General features: G+C 63.8%; 18 protein-coding genes. 8 read left to right on the top strand and 10 right to left on the bottom strand.

All coding sequences use genetic code 11. From position 1 onward, the window contains the following. Positions 1 to 14 precede the first annotated feature (14 nt). The 4 genes from lysA to argH are packed head-to-tail and all read right to left on the bottom strand — an operon-like array spanning position 15 to position 3,082. Positions 15 to 1,292 (bottom strand): diaminopimelate decarboxylase, encoded by a 1,278-nt coding sequence (gene lysA, locus JCM7686_RS02375; RefSeq protein ID WP_041527078.1) that lies wholly within the window; start codon positions 1,290 to 1,292, stop codon positions 15 to 17. Next, positions 1,292 to 1,552 carry a DUF2834 domain-containing protein gene (locus JCM7686_RS02370; RefSeq protein ID WP_041527077.1) on the bottom strand — a complete coding sequence of 87 codons (261 nt, stop codon included), beginning with the start codon at positions 1,550 to 1,552 and terminating at the stop codon, positions 1,292 to 1,294. Before JCM7686_RS02370 ends, lysA begins: the two co-directional genes overlap by 1 nt. Continuing rightward, positions 1,536 to 1,685, bottom strand: coding sequence for a hypothetical protein (locus JCM7686_RS24805; RefSeq protein WP_169449574.1), 150 nt, complete (start codon positions 1,683 to 1,685; stop codon positions 1,536 to 1,538). The genes JCM7686_RS02370 and JCM7686_RS24805 overlap by 17 nt, the downstream gene beginning before the upstream one ends. After that, complete coding sequence (argH, locus tag JCM7686_RS02365) at positions 1,682 to 3,082, bottom strand: argininosuccinate lyase (protein WP_020949267.1); 1,401 nt, start codon at positions 3,080 to 3,082, stop codon at positions 1,682 to 1,684. Before argH ends, JCM7686_RS24805 begins: the two co-directional genes overlap by 4 nt. A gap of 21 nt (positions 3,083 to 3,103) precedes the next feature. Between argH and JCM7686_RS02360 the strand changes: the two genes are divergently transcribed. Continuing rightward, a complete protein-coding gene (locus JCM7686_RS02360; protein WP_020949266.1) occupies positions 3,104 to 3,649 on the top strand; it encodes a TlpA disulfide reductase family protein in 546 nt (181 codons plus the stop codon). Here the strand turns inward: JCM7686_RS02360 and JCM7686_RS02355 are convergent. After that, the gene (locus JCM7686_RS02355) at positions 3,624 to 4,226 is read right to left on the bottom strand and encodes a DNA-3-methyladenine glycosylase I (protein WP_020949265.1); all 603 of its coding nucleotides are present in this window, start codon (positions 4,224 to 4,226) and stop codon (positions 3,624 to 3,626) included. The genes JCM7686_RS02360 and JCM7686_RS02355 overlap by 26 nt on opposite strands. A gap of 93 nt (positions 4,227 to 4,319) precedes the next feature. On the opposite strand from JCM7686_RS02355, the gene JCM7686_RS02350 reads away from it, so the two are divergent. The 3 genes from JCM7686_RS02350 to phbB all read left to right on the top strand — a co-directional run bounded on the left by JCM7686_RS02350 (position 4,320) and on the right by phbB (position 7,276). After that, a complete protein-coding gene (locus tag JCM7686_RS02350) occupies positions 4,320 to 5,147 on the top strand; it encodes an EAL domain-containing protein (protein ID WP_020949264.1) in 828 nt (275 codons plus the stop codon). Between the two features lie 136 nt (positions 5,148 to 5,283). Then, positions 5,284 to 6,459 carry an acetyl-CoA C-acetyltransferase gene (locus JCM7686_RS02345; RefSeq protein ID WP_020949263.1) on the top strand — a complete coding sequence of 392 codons (1,176 nt, stop codon included), beginning with the start codon at positions 5,284 to 5,286 and terminating at the stop codon, positions 6,457 to 6,459. 91 nt (positions 6,460 to 6,550) lie between these two features. Further along, positions 6,551 to 7,276, top strand: a complete 726-nt coding sequence (gene phbB, locus JCM7686_RS02340; RefSeq protein ID WP_020949262.1) for an acetoacetyl-CoA reductase — start codon at positions 6,551 to 6,553, stop codon at positions 7,274 to 7,276. Positions 7,277 to 7,431: 155 nt separating this feature from the next. Here phbB and JCM7686_RS23805 read toward each other — a convergent pair whose 3' ends face one another. The 3 genes from JCM7686_RS23805 to JCM7686_RS02330 all read right to left on the bottom strand — a co-directional run bounded on the left by JCM7686_RS23805 (position 7,432) and on the right by JCM7686_RS02330 (position 8,614). Next, complete coding sequence (locus tag JCM7686_RS23805) at positions 7,432 to 7,596, bottom strand: YdcH family protein (RefSeq protein WP_020949261.1); 165 nt, start codon at positions 7,594 to 7,596, stop codon at positions 7,432 to 7,434. Positions 7,597 to 7,662: 66 nt separating this feature from the next. Next, a complete protein-coding gene (locus tag JCM7686_RS02335; protein WP_020949260.1) occupies positions 7,663 to 8,421 on the bottom strand; it encodes a tRNA1(Val) (adenine(37)-N6)-methyltransferase in 759 nt (252 codons plus the stop codon). Next, the gene (locus tag JCM7686_RS02330; RefSeq protein WP_020949259.1) at positions 8,405 to 8,614 is read right to left on the bottom strand and encodes a putative signal transducing protein; all 210 of its coding nucleotides are present in this window, start codon (positions 8,612 to 8,614) and stop codon (positions 8,405 to 8,407) included. Before JCM7686_RS02330 ends, JCM7686_RS02335 begins: the two co-directional genes overlap by 17 nt. A gap of 74 nt (positions 8,615 to 8,688) precedes the next feature. On the opposite strand from JCM7686_RS02330, the gene JCM7686_RS02325 reads away from it, so the two are divergent. Both JCM7686_RS02325 and JCM7686_RS02320 read left to right on the top strand, forming a co-directional pair. Continuing rightward, on the top strand, positions 8,689 to 9,690 hold the full coding sequence (locus JCM7686_RS02325) for a polyprenyl synthetase family protein (RefSeq protein WP_020949258.1): 1,002 nt from the start codon (positions 8,689 to 8,691) through the stop codon (positions 9,688 to 9,690). 216 nt (positions 9,691 to 9,906) lie between these two features. Beyond that, the gene (locus tag JCM7686_RS02320) at positions 9,907 to 12,366 is read left to right on the top strand and encodes a transglycosylase domain-containing protein (protein WP_020949257.1); all 2,460 of its coding nucleotides are present in this window, start codon (positions 9,907 to 9,909) and stop codon (positions 12,364 to 12,366) included. 79 nt (positions 12,367 to 12,445) lie between these two features. Here JCM7686_RS02320 and JCM7686_RS02315 read toward each other — a convergent pair whose 3' ends face one another. Next, complete coding sequence (locus JCM7686_RS02315; protein ID WP_020949256.1) at positions 12,446 to 13,051, bottom strand: MlaC/ttg2D family ABC transporter substrate-binding protein; 606 nt, start codon at positions 13,049 to 13,051, stop codon at positions 12,446 to 12,448. Then, entirely contained in the window at positions 13,041 to 13,772 is a 732-nt protein-coding gene (locus JCM7686_RS02310) for an MlaA family lipoprotein (RefSeq protein ID WP_268935164.1), read from the bottom strand. The genes JCM7686_RS02315 and JCM7686_RS02310 overlap by 11 nt, the downstream gene beginning before the upstream one ends. Positions 13,773 to 13,931: 159 nt before the next feature. Between JCM7686_RS02310 and JCM7686_RS02305 the strand changes: the two genes are divergently transcribed. Together JCM7686_RS02305 and JCM7686_RS02300 are read left to right on the top strand one after the other, a co-directional pair. Next, the gene (locus JCM7686_RS02305; protein ID WP_020949254.1) at positions 13,932 to 15,674 is read left to right on the top strand and encodes a type I secretion system permease/ATPase; all 1,743 of its coding nucleotides are present in this window, start codon (positions 13,932 to 13,934) and stop codon (positions 15,672 to 15,674) included. Further along, positions 15,671 to 17,134, top strand: a complete 1,464-nt coding sequence (locus JCM7686_RS02300) for an HlyD family type I secretion periplasmic adaptor subunit (RefSeq protein ID WP_020949253.1) — start codon at positions 15,671 to 15,673, stop codon at positions 17,132 to 17,134. Before JCM7686_RS02305 ends, JCM7686_RS02300 begins: the two co-directional genes overlap by 4 nt. Positions 17,135 to 17,223 lie beyond the last annotated feature (89 nt).

Here is a 17,223-nt window from a genome sequence, read left to right as displayed (position 1 = left end):
AAAGCCGCGAAAGCTCAGCTTTTCGCGGTCATCCAGCCGGGGATCGCGTCGCGCGCAATGATCTCTTCGATCGAGGGGCGCGCGCGGATGACGGCGAATTGATCGCCCGAGACCAGAACCTCGGGCACCAGCGGACGGGTGTTATATTCCGAGGCCATCACCGCGCCATAAGCGCCCGCCGAGCGGAAGGCCACCAGATCGCCCGCCGCAAAGCGGTTGAGCTGCATCCCTTTTTCGAAGGTGTCGCCGGATTCGCAGACCGGACCCACCACGTCGAAGGGGGCGACTTCGGCGGCGAGTTCGGGCTCGATCACCGGGACGATGTCATGATGCGCGCCATACATGGCCGGGCGCATCAGATCGTTCATGGCGGCGTCGAGGATCAGGAAATCGCGGCCCTCGCCTTCCTTGAGATAGATCACCGACGAGAGCAAAATCCCGGCATTGCCCGAGATATTGCGGCCCGGCTCGATCTCGATCTCGCAGCCAAGATGGCCAACCGCCTCGCGCACGACCTTGCCATATTCGACCGGAAGTGGCGGGGCGTTGTTGTCGCGGCGGTAGGGAATGCCAAGCCCGCCGCCCATATCCAGACGGCGGATGTCGTGGCCGTCTTCACGCAGAGCCGTGACCAGCTCGGCCATTTTGGCATAGGCTTGGCGGAAGGGCTCGAGCTCGGTCAGTTGACTGCCGATATGCATATCGACGCCGACGACCTCGATCCCGGGCAGGCTGGCCGCAAGCGCATAGACCGCACGGGATTTGGCGATCGGAATGCCGAATTTGTTGTCGGATTTGCCGGTCGCGATCTTTTCATGGGTATGGGCATCGACATCGGGGTTCACGCGCAAAGCAATCGGCGCGGTGACGCCCAAAGAGGTCGCGACCTCCGAGAGCAGCAGCAGCTCCGGCTCGGATTCGACGTTGAATTGACGGATGCCGCCTTCCAGCGCCAGACGCATCTCGTCCTCGGTCTTGCCGACGCCGGAAAAGACGATGCGCTCGCCCGGGACGCCTGCTGCCTTGGCGCGCGCATACTCGCCGCCCGAGACCACATCCATCCCCGCGCCGAGATCGCCCAGCACCTTCAGGACCGCGATATTCGAATTCGATTTGACCGCAAAGCAGACCAGATGGTCGGTCCAGTCCAGCGCCTTCTGGAACTGCTGGAAATGGCGCGTCAGCGTCGCCGTCGAATAGACATAGACCGGCGTGCCGACCGCTTCGGCGATCTGGGCCAGCGGCACGTCCTCGGCGCAGAGCACGCCATCCTTGTAGTTGAAGTGATCCATCAGACGATCCTGCGAGAGCGGAGGAAAAGATAAAGCGGAAGCGCGCAGCCAATGCCCAACGCCATCGCCGGAAAGGTGAGCAAAGCGGTCCAGTTGCGCCGTATCGTGGTTTCGATCAGGCACCACAAGGCCAGAACCACCAGCGCGACCCCTTGCGAGGCATCAAGGCTGACGCCCCGCCACAGGCCAAGCCCGCCCCCCAAAAGGGCGAGCCCCAGCCACAACAGCCGCAAGGGGGTCAGGTCAAAGCGTCGAAACAACGCCGATCCGACCCTCGCCAGAGACCGAAAGACCCGGCGGCGGCGTGTCGCTTTGCGGCCCCGGACGGACCGGAGGCCCATCCACGCCGCAAGCCGCCAGCGCCAGAAGCGCGATCAGGGGCCAAAGCTTCATGCCAGTTTCTCCTTCCAGCGCGCGATCTGGGCGCGCACCTGATCGGGCGCGGTCCCGCCATAGCTTTGACGCGAGGCGACCGAGTTGTGAACGCCCAGCACAGAATAGATCTCTTGTGTGATCGTCGGGTTAACCGATTGCATCTCGGCCAAGGTCAGTTCGGGCAGGTCGATGCCCTTCTTCTCGGCCATCGCAACCAGCGTGCCGGTGACGTGGTGGGCGTCGCGGAAGGGCAGGCCCGCCGCGCGCACCAGCCAATCGGCCAGATCGGTCGCGGTGGAAAAGCCCGAGCCCGCCGCCGCTTCCAGCTTGTCGCGGTTCGCGGTCAGATCGGTCAGCATCCCCGACATCGCGGCCAAGGCCAGCACCAGATTGTCGGCGGCATCAAAGACCTGTTCCTTGTCTTCCTGCATATCCTTGGAATAGGCGAGCGGCAGGCCCTTCATCACGACGAAGAGCGCCACGGTCGCCCCAAGGATCCGCCCGATCTTGGCGCGGATCAGCTCGGCCGCATCGGGGTTCTTCTTCTGCGGCATGATCGACGAGCCGGTCGAGAAGCGGTCCGACAAAGTGACAAAGCGGAACTGGGCCGAGGACCAGATCACCAGCTCTTCGGCCAGACGCGACAGATGGACCGCGCAGATCGCCGCCGAAGACAGGAACTCCAGCGCGAAGTCGCGATCCGAGACGGCATCGAGGCTGTTGGCCATCGGGCGGTCAAAGCCCAGGGCTGCCGCCGTCGCGTGGCGGTCAATCGGGAAGCTCGTCCCGGCCAGAGCCGCCGCGCCAAGCGGCGATTCGTTCATGCGCTTGCGCGCATCCTCGAACCGGGATTTGTCGCGGCCGAACATCTCGACATAGGCCATCATGTGATGGCCCCAGGTCACCGGCTGCGCGGTTTGCAGATGGGTGAAGCCCGGCATGACCCAATCCGCGCCCTGTTCAGCCTGCGACAAAGCAGCGCGGATCACGGCCTCGAGGCACTCGATGACGATGTCGCAGCGGTCGCGCACCCAGAGGCGGAAATCCGTGGCCACCTGATCATTGCGCGAACGCGCCGTATGCAGACGCCCGGCAGGCTCGCCGATGATCTCTTTCAGGCGCGATTCGACGTTCATGTGAATGTCTTCCAGCGCGACCGAGAAGGTGAACTCCCCCGATTCGATCTCTGACAAGACCGTGAGCAGCCCTTCCCCAATCGCCTTCTCATCGCTAGGGCTGATGATGCCCTGCGCGGCCAACATGGCGGCATGGGCCCGGCTGCCGCGGATGTCCTGCGGGTAGAGCCGCTGGTCGAACTCGATCGAGGCGTTGATCGCCGTCATGATCGCGTCCGGTCCTGCGGCAAAACGGCCGCCCCACATGGTGTTGGCGGTGTTGTCGGACGTGTCGGTCATATCTTGCCCTTCGGAGGTCACATGCTTCGTTCGCTTCTGCTTTATACGGCGCTGGTTTTCGGTGCAAATGCCGCGTCCGCCGGAGCGATCGACTTCGAGGCCGCCCATGCCAATGGTCTGGCCAAGCTGACCGCCGTCGAGGGCACCGAGGTTTCCGACATCGCCTTCCTCGACCCCGAGGGCAACGAGCACCGCCTTCAGGACTATAAGGGCAAGGTCGTGATGCTGAACTTCTGGGCGACCTGGTGCGCGCCCTGCCGCGAGGAAATGCCCTCACTCGAGGCCTTGCAAAACGAGCTCGGCGGCGATGATTTTCAGGTCGTGACGGTGGCCACGGGCCGCAACCCCCTGCCCGCGATCCAGAAATTCTACGACGAGATCGGCGTCAAGAACCTGCCGATCCTGACCGATGAACGCCAGCAGCTCGCGCGGGCAACCGGCGTCATGGGGATGCCGGTCACCGTGCTCATCGACCGCGAGGGCCGCGAGCGCGCCCGCCTGATCGGCGGCGCCGACTGGGCGAGCGAGGCCGCGAAACAGGTCATCCGCGAGCTGCAAGCGCCCTGACCTCCGCCTGCCGCGGGCAATGGGCGAAATGGTCGTTCACCAGACCGCAAGCCTGCATGAAGGCATAGGTGATGACCGGGCCGCAGAATTTGAAGCCCTCTTTCTTCAGCGCCTTGGCCATCGCCTCGGATTCCGCGCTCTTGGTCGGAGCCTCGGCCATCGAGCGCAGATTGCTCTGGATCGGGGCGCCGCCGACGAAGGACCAGATGAAGGGCGAAAAGCCCTCGCGCGCTTCGATTTCAAGATAGCGCCGCGCGCCGGTGACGGCGGCCTCGATCTTGCCGCGATGACGGATGATGCCGGGATTTTGCAAGGCGCTCGCGATCTCGGGCTCGCCCCAACGCGCGACGCGCTCGGGGTCGAAGCCCTCGAAGACCTCGCGGAACGTGTCGCGCTTACGCAGGATGGTGATCCAGCTCAGACCGGCCTGAAAGCCGTCGAGCACGAGCTTTTCCCACAGGGCGCGCGAATCATATTCGGGCACGCCCCATTCCTCGTCATGATAGGCCACATAAAGCGGATCGGTGCCGCACCAGCTGCAACGCTGCGGTTCTGAGGGGGCGGTCGTTGGGGACATGGTGGGTTAACCTCGAATCCAGAATCTTCGCCATATTTACCCGATTTAAGGGAAAATCCGCCAGTGTGCGTCACATTGGCAAGGAGTCCCGACATGGCCACGAACCTTTTCCCTCCGGGGGGCCGCAGCTCGCCCCTGGACTTCGCAATCGAACAACAGGCGCGCCTGACGCTGGAGACCGTTCAGACCTCGATCGAGAACAAGAACGCCGTCCTCGCCTATCAGCCCGTGGTCCAATCCGACCGCCCCAATCGCGTCGCCTTCTACGAAGGGCTGATTCGCGTCATGGATCAGACCGGACGCTTCATTCCGCTGCGCGATTTCATGCCGCATGTCGAATCGACCGAGCTTGGTCGCCAGATCGACTGCATCGCGCTGGATATGGGGCTCAAGACCCTCGCGGAAGAGCCCGGGGTGCGGCTTTCGATCAATATGTCGGCCCGCTCGATCGGCTATCCCGACTGGATCCGCACCCTGCGCGACGGGCTCTCGCAAGATCCCCGCATTGCCGAGCGGCTCATTCTGGAAATCACCGAAAGCTCGGCGATGGACATGCCCTCGATGGTCAATCGCTTCATGTCGGAATTGCAAGATCACGGCGTCAGCTTCGCGCTGGACGATTTCGGGGCGGGCTATACCTCCTTCCGGTATTTGCGCGAATTCAGCTTCGACATGATCAAGATCGACGGCCGCTTCATCCGCGAAATCTCGGAAACCGCAGATAATCAGGTGCTGACTCAAGCGCTTCAGACCATCGCGCATCATTTCGACATGTTCACCGTCGCGGAATCGGTCGAAACCGCCGAGGATGCCGCCTATCTGATCGATATGGGGATCGACTGCATGCAGGGCTTCTACTTCGGAGCTCCGACCATTGTCCCCCCGTGGCGCTCCCCGCAATCGACCGCCCGGCGGCAATGACCCACCAAGGTCGGAGCGGCTTAAGTCCTATTCGACGCCGCCTGCGGCCAGATCGCTTGACGTGGGCGCGTCAACAAGGATCACATGGGTACGAAAGCCGGAATGAACCGGCTACGGAGTAACCAGGAGATCCCCTATGACTAAGGCCGTCATCGTCTCTGCTGCGCGCACCCCTGTGGGCAGCTTTATGGGGGCGTTCGCGCATATCCCCGCCCACGAGCTTGGTGCGACCGTCCTTCGCGCCGTGGTCGAGCGCGCCGGCATCGATCCGTCCGAAGTCAGCGAAACCATCCTCGGCCAGGTCCTGACGGCCGCACAAGGCCAGAACCCGGCCCGGCAGGCGCATATCAAGGCCGGGCTTCCCAAGGAATCGGCCGCCTGGCTGATCAATCAGGTCTGCGGCTCGGGCCTGCGCAGCGTGGCGCTTGCCGCGCAGCAGGTCATTCTGGGCGATGCAACGATCGTCGCCGCGGGCGGTCAGGAATCGATGTCGCTTTCGACCCATGCCGCCTATCTGCGCTCGGGCCAGAAGATGGGCGACATGCAGCTCATCGACACGATGATCCGCGACGGCCTGTGGGATGCGTTCAACAACTACCACATGGGCCAGACCGCCGAAAACGTCGCCAATCAATGGCAGATCTCGCGCGATGAGCAGGACCATTTCGCGGTCGCATCGCAAAACAAGGCCGAGGCCGCGCAGAAGGCCGGGAAATTCGCCGATGAGATCGTGCCCCATATTGTGAAGACCAAGAAATCCGAGATCAGCGTCGATGCCGACGAATATATCCGTCACGGCGCCACGCTCGAGGCCATGGAAAAGCTGCGCCCGGCCTTCACCAAAGAGGGCTCGGTCACGGCAGGCAATGCCTCGGGCCTGAATGACGGTGCCGCGGCGGTTCTGGTGATGACCGAGGACGAGGCCGCGCGCCGTGGGCTGACGCCGCTTGCGCGCATCGCCTCTTATGCGACCGCCGGGCTTGATCCCGCCATCATGGGCACCGGCCCGATCCCGGCCAGCCGCAAGGCACTGGAAAAGGCAGGCTGGAAGGTCGCGGATCTTGATCTCGTCGAAGCCAACGAGGCTTTTGCCGCACAGGCCTGCGCCGTCAACAAAGAGCTCGGCTGGGATCCGGCGATCGTGAACGTGAACGGCGGCGCCATTGCCATCGGCCACCCGATCGGCGCTTCGGGCGCGCGCATTCTCAACACCCTGCTGTACGAAATGAAGCGCCGCGACGCCAAGAAAGGCCTCGCAACCCTGTGCATCGGCGGCGGCATGGGCGTCGCCATGTGCCTTGAGCGTCCGTAAACAGAGACGAAAGTCTGTGCGCAACTATCTTGCGCACAGACAGTCACATATGTAATTCAATTACCGAGCTATCTGTTCTAGAGGGGGAATCATGGCCAAAGTCGCACTTGTCACGGGGGGCTCGCGGGGAATTGGGGCCGCGATCTCGAAGGCTCTGAAAGAGGCCGGCTATACCGTCGCCGCCAACTATGCAGGCAATGACGATGCCGCCCGCGCCTTCACGGCAGAAACCGGCATCAAGACCTATAAATGGTCGGTCGCCGATTATGACGCCTGCGCCGCAGGGATCAAACAGGTCGAAGAAGAGCTCGGCCCGATCGCGGTTCTGGTCAATAACGCGGGCATCACCCGCGATGGCATGTTCCACAAAATGACCGTCCAGCAGTGGAAAGAGGTCATCGACACCAACCTCAACGGCCTGTTCAACATGACCCAGCCGATCTGGGGCGGGATGCGTGACCGCAAATTCGGCCGCGTCATCAACATCAGCTCGATCAATGGCCAGAAGGGTCAAGCCGGTCAGGCCAACTATTCGGCGGCCAAGGCAGGCGACATCGGCTTCACCCGCGCGCTCGCGCAGGAAGGAGCCCGCGCTGGCATCACCGTGAACGCGATTGCCCCGGGCTATATCGGCACGGAAATGGTGCTCGCCATCGACGAAAAAGTGCTGGCCGAGCGTATCATCCCGCAGATCCCGGTCGGACGCCTTGGCGAGCCTGACGAGATCGCGCGCGCCGTGGTCTTCCTGGCTTCGGACGATGCAGGCTTCATCACCGGCTCGACCATCAGCGCCAACGGCGGCCAATTCTTCGGCTAATCGGGTCTTCGGTTAATCAAATCTTCGGCCAACATTGGCCAAACTGAGCAACAGAACTGACAAAATGAATTCGGCCCGCAGTCAGATGCGGGCCGTTTTCTATGGATCAGGATGGTCCAAACGCGTCGCACGCAGCTTGGACCGACATGCGAACCCTAATGCGTCAGCCGGGAAATCTCCTCTTTCAAGCGCATTTTCTCACGTTTCATCTTGGTGATATCGAGCGAGTCGCGGCCCGGATTGCGCTCCGCGGCTTCCACGGCAACGGTCAGCGACTGGTGCTTACGGCGAAGTTCCTCCACATGGGAAGTAACCGACATGTCGTCCTCCTGTTTGGTTCGGCAAACAAGAGGATTGCAGCACACATTCATGATTCTGTCATGAGTTTAAATGTCGCGCCGGTTAATCGCCTCTCCCGCGCGCAGAACCGCCTGCGCTTCGGGGGTCAGATCCTCACCATCCTGTAAATGCGCGCTTTTCGCATGCATCACGAAGGGCGGCAGCAAACGCAGCGGGCCGCGTGTGCCTTTGCGCGCCGTCACAATAACGCGACCAGCATCGCGCCCCACACGCCCCGCGACCGGCAAAACCGAGATCGTCCCGGCGGCGGGATGAAGTGCTGCGAGGATCTCGGCGAGACGGTCGGCTTTTTGGATCAACGTCAGCCAGCCCTTCGGGCGCAGCCGCCGCAGACCGACGGCGATCCAGTGCTCAAGCGCAAGACCTTCGTGCCGCGCAATCCCCCGGCCCTGATCCGGCGCAGCGGTTCCGCCGAGGAAATAGGGTGGATTGGCAATGACATGGTCAAAGCTTTCGGCCCGTAGCTCGGCGGGCAGCGCGCCAAGATCGGCGGTAACGATCCGCGCCTCGATGTCATTGGCGCGGGCATTCTCGCGCGCAAGCTCGGCATATTGCGGCTGCAACTCGACCCCGGTCAGCCGCGCACCGCGCACGCGCCAGCCCAGACAGAGCAGCGCGACCCCGGCCCCGCAGCCCAGTTCCAGCACGCGCTCGGCGGGCCGCGCCGGGCAGGCCGCCGCCAGCATCACCGCATCCGCCCCCGCGCGATAGCCCTCGGCGGGTTGCGCAAACCGCAGCGCGCCGCCCAGAAAACCGTCGTGCCGGATCTCAGGAGATGAGGTCATTGTCGCGCAGGATCGAGCTGGCCATGAAGTGATCGCGATCTGCGACCATCAGTCGCCGGGGCAGGATTCCCAGCGAGCCTTCGAGCACGCTCATATGCTGATCCAGTGGGAAACTGGCGATTCCCTCCGAGGCGAGCAGATCCGCCGCCCGTGTGATCAGAACCACATCATTTGTTCGCAGGATTTCTTTCATGTCCCGAAAACTCTATGCGGAGGTTGCGAAACTGTCCATGCCGTGGCAAGTGCTGGCCGCGAAAGGGGTGGCAGATGGGTATGAACGAAAACGTCGCCAAGCCGCTGGACCGGCTTCTGGACCTGCTGGCCGACGATATGGCAGCCGTCTCGACGCTGCTCGACCGCCGCATGGTCAGCGCGCATGCGCCGCGCATTCCCGAGGTCACCGCCCATATTATCGGGGCTGGCGGCAAGCGTTTGCGCCCGGTTCTGACCGTCGCCGCGGCCCGGCTCTTCGGTTATGAGGGCACGCATCACCAGCTTCTCGCCGCGACCGTCGAATTCATCCATACCGCGACCTTGCTGCATGACGATGTCGTCGATGAAAGCAAACAGCGCCGCAACCGCCCGACCGCGAACCTTTTGTGGGACAACAAGTCGAGCGTGCTGGTCGGCGATTATCTCTTCAGCCGCAGCTTTCAGCTGATGGTCGAAACCGGCTCGATGCGGGTGATGGAGATCCTCGCCAATGCCAGCGCCACCATCGCCGAGGGCGAGGTGCTGCAACTGACGGCGGCGCAGGATCTGAAAACCGACGAGGCGATCTATCTGCAGGTCGTGCGCGGCAAGACGGCGGCGCTGTTCTCGGCCGCGACCGAGGTCGGCGCGGTGATTGCCGGAGCCCCGGAAGACCACATCCGCGCCATGTTCGCTTATGGCGACGCGCTGGGGATCGCCTTCCAGATCGTTGACGATCTGCTCGATTACGGCGGGGTCAGCGAGACCATCGGCAAGAACACCGGCGATGATTTCCGCGAGCGCAAGCTGACGCTGCCGGTGATCAAGGCGATCGCCAAGGCCAGCCCCGAGGAGCGCGCCTTCTGGGTGCGCACCATCGAGAAGGGCGACCAGCGCGAGGGCGATCTCGAGGAGGCGCTCAGGATCATGCAGGCCCATGGCGCGCTGGAAGCGGCGCGGCTTGATGCGCTGAGCTGGTCGGCGAAGGCACGGGCGGCGCTGGCACCGCTGCCGCCAAGCGAGCTGCGCGACATGCTGGCCGATCTCGCCGATTTCGTCACGGCGCGCGTCGCCTGATCCGGGCCGAGGCCGGGCGCCCGCTCCGTCTCGTCTCATCCCGTCCCGTCTCACCCCGTCCCGTCGCGTCCTGCCCCGGCTGGCGGTCCTCCGCCGAGAGCCGCGATCCTTCATCACCTGTTCATCACCTCTCGGTCAGGCAGGTTCTCAACCCGTTTCTCTTCCTGTATGGTCCGGAAAAATGGGCCGGAGACGCGGCCGTGCAGGAAAGCAGGCATGAAGAAACCGACCGGCAGCAACCGCATCGTCGCGGACAAGCGGCAATTCCCTGATCCGAAGCAGCCCAAGAAGCCGCAAAAGCCGAAGAAACAGCCGCGCCGCTCGCGTCGTCGCGCCGGAAGCGCGGTTACGGGTGGCATTGTCGGGCTGATCACGCTGATCTGGCGCGTGATCTGGGGCTCGGTCTGGCGGCTGGTGCTGACGGCCTTCCTGATTCTTTTCGCGGCGAGCGCCTATTATTACACCACCCTGCCCGAGGCGACCGCGCTCTTTGACGGGCGCGCGCGCGGCTCTGTCACCATGCTCGACAGCGATGGCCGCCCCTTCGCCTGGCGCGGCGAGACCTATGGCATGGTTGGCGCCGACAAGATCGCGCCGGTCCTGAAAGAGGCCGTGGTCGCCACCGAGGACAAGCGCTTTTACGAACATCTCGGCGTCGATCCGCGCGGCATCGCCAGCGCGATCCGCATCAACCTGTCGCAAGGGCGCGGCGCGCTGCAGGGCAACGGCGGCTCGACCATCACCCAGCAGGTCTCGAAACTGCTCTGCCTGGGCGAGAGCTTTGATCCGATCAAATGGAAATCCGAATCCGAATATGAGGCCGAGTGCCGCAAATCCTCGCTGTGGCGCAAGCTGAAGGAGATCCCCTACTCCTTCGCGATGGAGGCGAAATATTCGAAGGACGATATCCTCAATATCTACATGAACCGCTCCTATCTCGGGGCGGGCGCGCGTGGCTTCGAAGCCGCGAGCCAGCGCTATTTCGACAAACATGCCAGCGATGTTTCGGCCTCGGAAGCGGCGATGCTCGCGGGTCTGCTGAAGGCGCCGTCCTATTTCGCACCGACCTCGGATCTGCAGCGCGCGCAGGATCGCGCCAGCGTCATTCTCGATCTGATGCATGAACAGGGCTATCTCGACGATGCCGCCTATAAGGATGCCAAAGCGCATCCGGCGGTGCTGTCGAAGGCGGCGGCGGCGCGCGCGGGCGGCTATTTCGCCGACTGGGTGATGGATGCCGGGCCGGGCTTCCTGACCAGCGAAACCACCGAGGATGTCACCATCCAGACCACCTTCGACCAACGCGTCCAGCGCGCGGCGGAGCGGGCGGTCAACCGGGTCTTCAAGGGCAAGCTCTCGGACAATTCGAAGGTTCAGGTCGCCGTCGTGGTGATGTCGGCCGATGGTGCGGTGCGCGCCATGATTGGCGGTCGCGAAGGCGGGGTCGCGGGCGTTTTCAACCGCGCGACGCAGGCCAAACGTCAGACCGGGTCGAGCTTCAAGCCCTTCGTTTATGCCGCAGCACTCGATCAAGGCTATACGCCGAATGATCTGGTCCTCGACGGGCCGCTGACAATCCCGATCAAGGGCTCGGCGCCGTGGTCGCCGCAGAACTACACGCGAAAATATCACGGCGAGGTCACGCTCGCGACCGCTCTGGCGCAATCGCTCAACACCGCGACGATCCGCCTGCAAGAGATCGCCGGGCGTGATGCCGTGCGCCGTGTCGCCGAAGATTTCGGCTTTGCCAACGATCTTGCCAACGGCCCGGCGCTGGGGCTCGGCGTGTCGGAATCGACGCTGCTCGAGATGACCGGCGCTTATGCGGGCATCCGCAACGGCGGCTCGGCGGTGAAGCCCTACGGGCTGATCGAGCTGCGCATCAAGGGCGATGAGCAGCCGCTGATCGGTCAGGCCGGCGGGATCGGCAAGCGCGTGATCTCGCAAAACTCGGCGGCCGAGCTCATCGATATGATGAAAGGCGTCATCCAGAAGGGCACCGGCGGGCGCGCCAAGCTGCCCGGACGCGAGGCGGCAGGCAAGACCGGCACCACCTCAAGCTATCGCGACGCCTGGTTCATCGGCTTTACCGAGCAATATGTGACCGGCGTCTGGATGGGCTATGACGACAACACGCCGCTCAAGGGCGTGACGGGCGGCGGTCTGCCCGCCGAGATCTGGCAAGCGGTCATGGCCGAGATCCACGATGGCCTGCCCGCAGAGCCGCTTGGCGGTTGGGCGCCGGACAATGACCGCGCCGTGCCGCAGGTCGTCAATGCCGGTGGCGGCGAGGCCTCGGATCCGCTGGCGGCGGCGCTTTCGGAGGCGCTTGGCCAGCCCAATCCGTCGCCGGGCGCCGTGGTGCCGCAATCGAGCGACACCAGTGGCGCGACCGTCGGGATGCTGCCGCAAGACATGCCGCAGGACGGAACCGCGCTGCACACGCCCAGCAGCTCGGTGTCGAGCAGCAGCCTGTCTGGCGATGGTGGCGCGGGTAACACCACCTCGACCTTCGACCCGAATGCGGGCTTTGGCGAGCCGGGCAATGGCGCCGATCTCGAACTTTCGCCCAATCTCCCGAACAGCGGCAATATCGGCGACGATCCGCTTCAGGCGCCGCCGGGCGATGACGACGCGCTCACGCGCGCGCTCAAGGGCATCGACGGGGTCTTCTGACCCCTGCCCCCTCGCAGAACTGAAAAAGCCGGGCAGATCTGCCCGGCTTTTTTCTTGCGTCGCAACTGGTTTGCCGGGATCAACCGGCCTTGCGCAGATCCTCGGTCAGACCGGCGAGATCGCCCTTGCGTTTGGCCAGCATCGCCGCGATCTCGGCGCGCTCCGAGGCGAGCATATTGATCCCCTCGATAATCATGTTGAAGAAGCGGACCTGCCCGGATTTATCCGAGACATGCCACTCGACCTCCATCGGCGCGCGCCCGTTGAGATAGGCGGTCGAGCTGACGGCATAGAAGCTTTTGAGCGGGCGCGCCGCGCCGACCTCGATCTTCGAGCCGACGAATTCGCGGAAGCGTTTGCCGTATTTGCGCCCGATATAGCCCTGAAAGGCGCGCTTATAGTCGGCGAAGGCCGCGCCGGTCACGCCGCGCCCCGCCGGACCCAGCGCCGAACGCGCAATCACCTCGACATCGGCATAGCGGGCAAAGACCTGCTCGAACTCCTGATACATCTGCGCGGGAGCATGGCCCGAGTTGATGACCTTGAACACGGCATCGACCGCGGTCTGGATCATCGCCTGCGCCTGAGCGGCATTCATCGCATAGGCGGGCCGCAGCGGGGTCAGCGAGACGGCAACCGCCGCGCCAAGCATCCCAAGAAATCCACGGCGGGTCTCAATCGGCATAAGGGTCAATTGCCTCTTCCTCCTGTCCTAGCTTGTGGCGACGGTGCTGCAGATAGATCAGCCGCGTCTGGGTATAGCTGTCGGCACTGTCATGCAGAACGGAATCGACCGCATCCCCGTATTGCGCCCGTTGACTGACTTTTGAAGCGACGCGTGTCGCCATGCCGATCAGATATTGATCGCGGTTGAGCCATTGCCGCATCGGGTCGATGGCAATATCGACAACCTTGCCCAGCCCGTCGCGCGTGGTGGTCGGACCGACCAGCGGCAATTCGAGATAGGGCCCCTCGGGCACGCCCCAGACCGCAAGCGTCTCGCCGAAATCGGTGCCTTGCTCGGGCAAAGCGAAATCCTTGCCCGCCGGGTCGAGCACCCCGCCAAAGCCAAGCGTCGTGTTCACCAGAAAGCGGAAGGTGTTCTTGATCGCGGGCTCGGGCTTGCCTTGCAGCAGATGGTTCACGACCTTGCCCGGCAGCGAGATATTCGCGCCGAAATTGCCCACCCCCTGCAGCATGGTGCCGCCAATCCCGCGGCCTTCACCCGGCGCGGCTTTGCTGCCGCCCATACCGCTGGTCGCGGGTTTTACGACCTTCTGATCCAGCCCGGCGTTGAAGGCATGAAATCGCCGATTCATCCCCTCAAACGGATCATTGATCCCTTCGGGCGCCCGCGAGGCGCTGCAGGAGGCAAGGCAAAGAGCGGCAAGAAGGAGGAGGCGCAAGGAAATCCTAACCTTTTGATGCGATCTATGTGCTGGTCCGTCGAGCGGCGGTGGACCGCGACTCGGTGGTGGAAAGACTGTCACCCGTTCCCCGTTTGGGATAGACGGAGGCATCTGGTAGGGCAAGTCTGCCCGTTGTTGTTATGGGGGTGTATCGGCATGGCTTCGCCAGCAACGCGACATGACGGTCTACACGAGCTGCGTCGCGCGCGCGGCCTCACCTGGCATTTGTTCGTGTTCGTCGGATTGTTTTCGGCGGTGGTCAACCTGCTGATGCTGACCGGGCCGCTCTTTATGATGCAGGTCTATGACCGCGTCCTCGGCAGCCGCTCGGTTGAAACCCTGACCGCGCTTTTCCTGCTCGTGGTCTTTCTCTTCGCGCTGATGGGCGTGCTCGATTTTTGCCGCAGCCGCGTGATGAACCGCGTCGCCGCCCGCTTTCAGGAACGGATGGAGGGCCGGGTCTTTACCGCCGCCCTGCAAGACGGCGCTGTGACTGGCAGCGAGGCCGCCACACGCGGTGGGATGCGCGATCTTGAGGCAGTGCAGCGGCTGATCTCGTCGCCCGTGCTGATGGCGCTTTTTGATCTGCCTTGGGCGCCCTTTTTTCTGGCGGCGGTCTATATCTTCCACCCGGTTCTGGGCCTCGTCGCGACGGTTGGGCTGTTCGTGCTGGTCGTCTCGACGCTGCTCAATCAGGTGATGACCAAGACCCCGCTGCAAGAGGCGGCGATTGCGGCCCATACCTCCGAGCGGATGTCTGATCTGTATCGTCAGGAGGGCGAGATCATTGGCGCGCTCGGGATGCGCGGCGCGGCCTTCCACCGCTGGCAGGAATCGCGCGATCTCGCGACAGAGGCCAATATGGCGGGCAATGACCGCTCTTCGGCTTTCGCGGTCTTTTCGCGCACCTTCCGGCTCTTTTTGCAAAGCGCCTTGTTGGCGGCGGGCGCCTATCTCGTGCTGCGCCAAGAGGTGACGCCGGGCGCGATGATCGCCTCGTCGATCCTGATGGGCCGCGCGCTGGCCCCGATCGAGCAGGTCGTCGGCGGCTGGCCCATGGTCCAGCGCGCACTCGACGGCTGGAAACGGCTTGCGGGCCTGCTCACCCGCCGCCCGGCCTTGCAAGCGCGCACGCCATTGCCACGCCCCGAGGCCCGGCTCGACGTCAATCAGGCCACCGTCATCCCGCCCGGCCAAAGCGCGCCGACCCTGCGGGGTGTCAGCTTTTCGATGGGCCCCGGCCAAGCACTTGGCGTGATCGGGCCCTCGGGCTCTGGCAAATCGACCCTCGCCCGCGCGATCATCGCCGCTTGGCCACTCGCCGGGGGCTCGATCCGGCTCGATGGCGCGACGCTCGATCAATATGAACCCGACGTGCTCGGCGCGCTGATCGGCTATCTGCCGCAGCAGGTCACGCTCTTTGACGGCACGATTGCCGAAAACATCGCGCGCCTGTCGCCGGTGCCGGACCCGCGCCGTGTGGTCGCCGCCGCTCAGGCTGCGGCCGCGCATCAGATGATCCTCGATCTGCCGCAGGGCTATGACACGCCGCTGTCGCAGGCGGGTGGGCGCCTCTCGGGCGGGCAGATCCAGCGCATTGGTCTGGCCCGCGCGCTTTACGCCGATCCGGTGCTTTTCGTGCTCGATGAGCCGAACTCGAACCTCGACAACGAGGGCTCCGAGGCGCTTAACGTCGCCATTCGCAACATCAAGGCGCGAGGCGGCGCGGTCATCATCATGGCCCACCGCCCCGCCGCCATCGCAGAATGCGAGCTGCTTCTGGTCATGGATCAGGGCACGCGCCGCGCTTTCGGGCCAAGGGATGAGGTGCTGCGCTCGATGGTCAAGAACGCCGAACAGATCGCCCAATCGAAGGGCAAACAGGGGGGCGTGATATGACGAGCGACGACCAGACCACGCCCCCCAATGCCTCGCCTGCAACCGCCCGCGCGCCGGTTGAGAAGCTGCCCTCACTGACCAGCCCCCGCAGCGAAGAGAACCGCAGCTTGCGCGCCCAACGCATTGCCGACGACGCCCTGCCACCCTTACCGCCCCGTCAGGCGCCCGAGCAACGTTGGTCGGCGCGCGGATCTTTGATCACCGGCTTTCTCACGATTTTTCTGCTGTTCGGAGGTTTCGTGCTCTGGGCCAGCATGTCAGAGATTTCGGGCGCGGTCGTTGCCTCGGGTCAGGTCGAGGTCGACCAGCGCCGTCAGGTCGTCCAGCATCCCGATGGTGGTGTGGTTTCGGCGATTCTGGTCAAGGAAGGGCAAAGCGTCAAAGCCGGCGATCCGCTGATCCTGCTTGATGGCACCATGCTGCAAACCGAGCTCGCGATCGTTGAGGGCCAGTATTTCGAGATCCTTGCCCGACGCGGCCGGCTTGAAGCCGAGCGCGCTGGCGCGAGCGATATCACCTTCCCGCCCGAACTGACCGAAGCCGCCACGGCCAATCCCGCGCTTGCGGCGGTGATGGCGGGTCAGCAAAGCCTCTTTCACGCCCGGCTCGACACCTTGCAGCAAGCGCTTGGCCAGCTCTCGACACAGGCCGAGCAAGTGAAATCGCAGATTTCCGGGATCGATGCCCAAACGCAGGCCCAAAATGAACAATACAAGCTTATTCAGGAAGAGCTGAAGGGGCAAAAATCGCTTCTCGACAAAGGCTTGGCCCAGTCGGCGCGCGTTCTGGCCTTGGAGCGTGAGACCGCGCGGCTGTCCGGTCAAAGCGGCGAGCTGGTCTCGAACCGGGCGCAGGCGGTGACCCGGCTGACCGAGATCGACCTGAGCAAGCTCGAAAAGACCGCCGAGCATCGCGAACAAGCCGAAACTGAATTGCGCGACCTCGGCTACCGCGAGCTTGAACTGGCCGAGCGCCGCCGCGGCCTACAGGAGCAGATCGCCCGGCTGGAAATCCGCGCCCCGGTCTCCGGCATCGTCCAAGAGCTGCAGGTCACGACGCCGCGTTCGGTCATCCGCGCCGCCGAGCCGATCCTCTATATTATCCCGCAGGACCGTCCGCTGGTGATCAGCGCCAAACTCGCGACGATCAATATCGATGAGGTTCATGCCGGCCAGCCGGTGGTGCTGCGCTTCTCGGCGTTTTCCTCGCGCACGACGCCGGAAATCGACGGCGTCCTCAGCCGCATCTCACCGGATTCGCTGATCGATGAGATGACGCGCGCGCCCTATTACCGCGCCGAAGTGACGATCCCCTCGGAGCAAATCGCCAAGCTTGGCGACAAGACGCTGGTGCCGGGGATGCCGGTCGAGGTCTATATCAAGACCGGGGATCGCACGCCGATAGCCTATCTGATGAAGCCGCTCTCGGATTACTTCCGCCGGGCCTTCCGCGAAAACTAAGCCTGCAGGGGCCTCGCGCTTCTGCACGCCCCACATAAAAAGGCCCGCAATGCTTGCGCGTTGCGGGCCTTTTCTATGTCTGTTGCGAC

The sequence above is a fragment of the Paracoccus aminophilus JCM 7686 genome, assembly GCF_000444995.1.
GTDB lineage: Bacteria > Pseudomonadota > Alphaproteobacteria > Rhodobacterales > Rhodobacteraceae > Paracoccus > Paracoccus aminophilus.
The sequence above is the reverse complement of the archived record's forward strand: the minus strand, read 5'-3'. Positions and strand labels throughout refer to the sequence as shown.

What these genes read in the sequence shown, in the direction of transcription:
- lysA (WP_041527078.1), bottom strand. Translation starts at nt 1,292, where the DNA reads ATGGATCACTTCAACTACAAGGATGGCGTGCTCTGCGCCGAGGACGTG.
- JCM7686_RS24805 (WP_169449574.1), bottom strand. Translation starts at nt 1,685, where the DNA reads ATGAAGCTTTGGCCCCTGATCGCGCTTCTGGCGCTGGCGGCTTGCGGC.
- argH (WP_020949267.1), bottom strand. Translation starts at nt 3,082, where the DNA reads ATGACCGACACGTCCGACAACACCGCCAACACCATGTGGGGCGGCCGT.
- JCM7686_RS02360 (WP_020949266.1), top strand. Translation starts at nt 3,104, where the DNA reads ATGCTTCGTTCGCTTCTGCTTTATACGGCGCTGGTTTTCGGTGCAAAT.
- JCM7686_RS02355 (WP_020949265.1), bottom strand. Translation starts at nt 4,226, where the DNA reads ATGTCCCCAACGACCGCCCCCTCAGAACCGCAGCGTTGCAGCTGGTGC.
- JCM7686_RS02350 (WP_020949264.1), top strand. Translation starts at nt 4,320, where the DNA reads ATGGCCACGAACCTTTTCCCTCCGGGGGGCCGCAGCTCGCCCCTGGAC.
- JCM7686_RS02345 (WP_020949263.1), top strand. Translation starts at nt 5,284, where the DNA reads ATGACTAAGGCCGTCATCGTCTCTGCTGCGCGCACCCCTGTGGGCAGC.
- phbB (WP_020949262.1), top strand. Translation starts at nt 6,551, where the DNA reads ATGGCCAAAGTCGCACTTGTCACGGGGGGCTCGCGGGGAATTGGGGCC.
- JCM7686_RS23805 (WP_020949261.1), bottom strand. Translation starts at nt 7,596, where the DNA reads ATGTCGGTTACTTCCCATGTGGAGGAACTTCGCCGTAAGCACCAGTCG.
- JCM7686_RS02335 (WP_020949260.1), bottom strand. Translation starts at nt 8,421, where the DNA reads ATGACCTCATCTCCTGAGATCCGGCACGACGGTTTTCTGGGCGGCGCG.
- JCM7686_RS02330 (WP_020949259.1), bottom strand. Translation starts at nt 8,614, where the DNA reads ATGAAAGAAATCCTGCGAACAAATGATGTGGTTCTGATCACACGGGCG.
- JCM7686_RS02325 (WP_020949258.1), top strand. Translation starts at nt 8,689, where the DNA reads ATGGGTATGAACGAAAACGTCGCCAAGCCGCTGGACCGGCTTCTGGAC.
- JCM7686_RS02320 (WP_020949257.1), top strand. Translation starts at nt 9,907, where the DNA reads ATGAAGAAACCGACCGGCAGCAACCGCATCGTCGCGGACAAGCGGCAA.
- JCM7686_RS02315 (WP_020949256.1), bottom strand. Translation starts at nt 13,051, where the DNA reads ATGCCGATTGAGACCCGCCGTGGATTTCTTGGGATGCTTGGCGCGGCG.
- JCM7686_RS02305 (WP_020949254.1), top strand. Translation starts at nt 13,932, where the DNA reads ATGGCTTCGCCAGCAACGCGACATGACGGTCTACACGAGCTGCGTCGC.
- JCM7686_RS02300 (WP_020949253.1), top strand. Translation starts at nt 15,671, where the DNA reads ATGACGAGCGACGACCAGACCACGCCCCCCAATGCCTCGCCTGCAACC.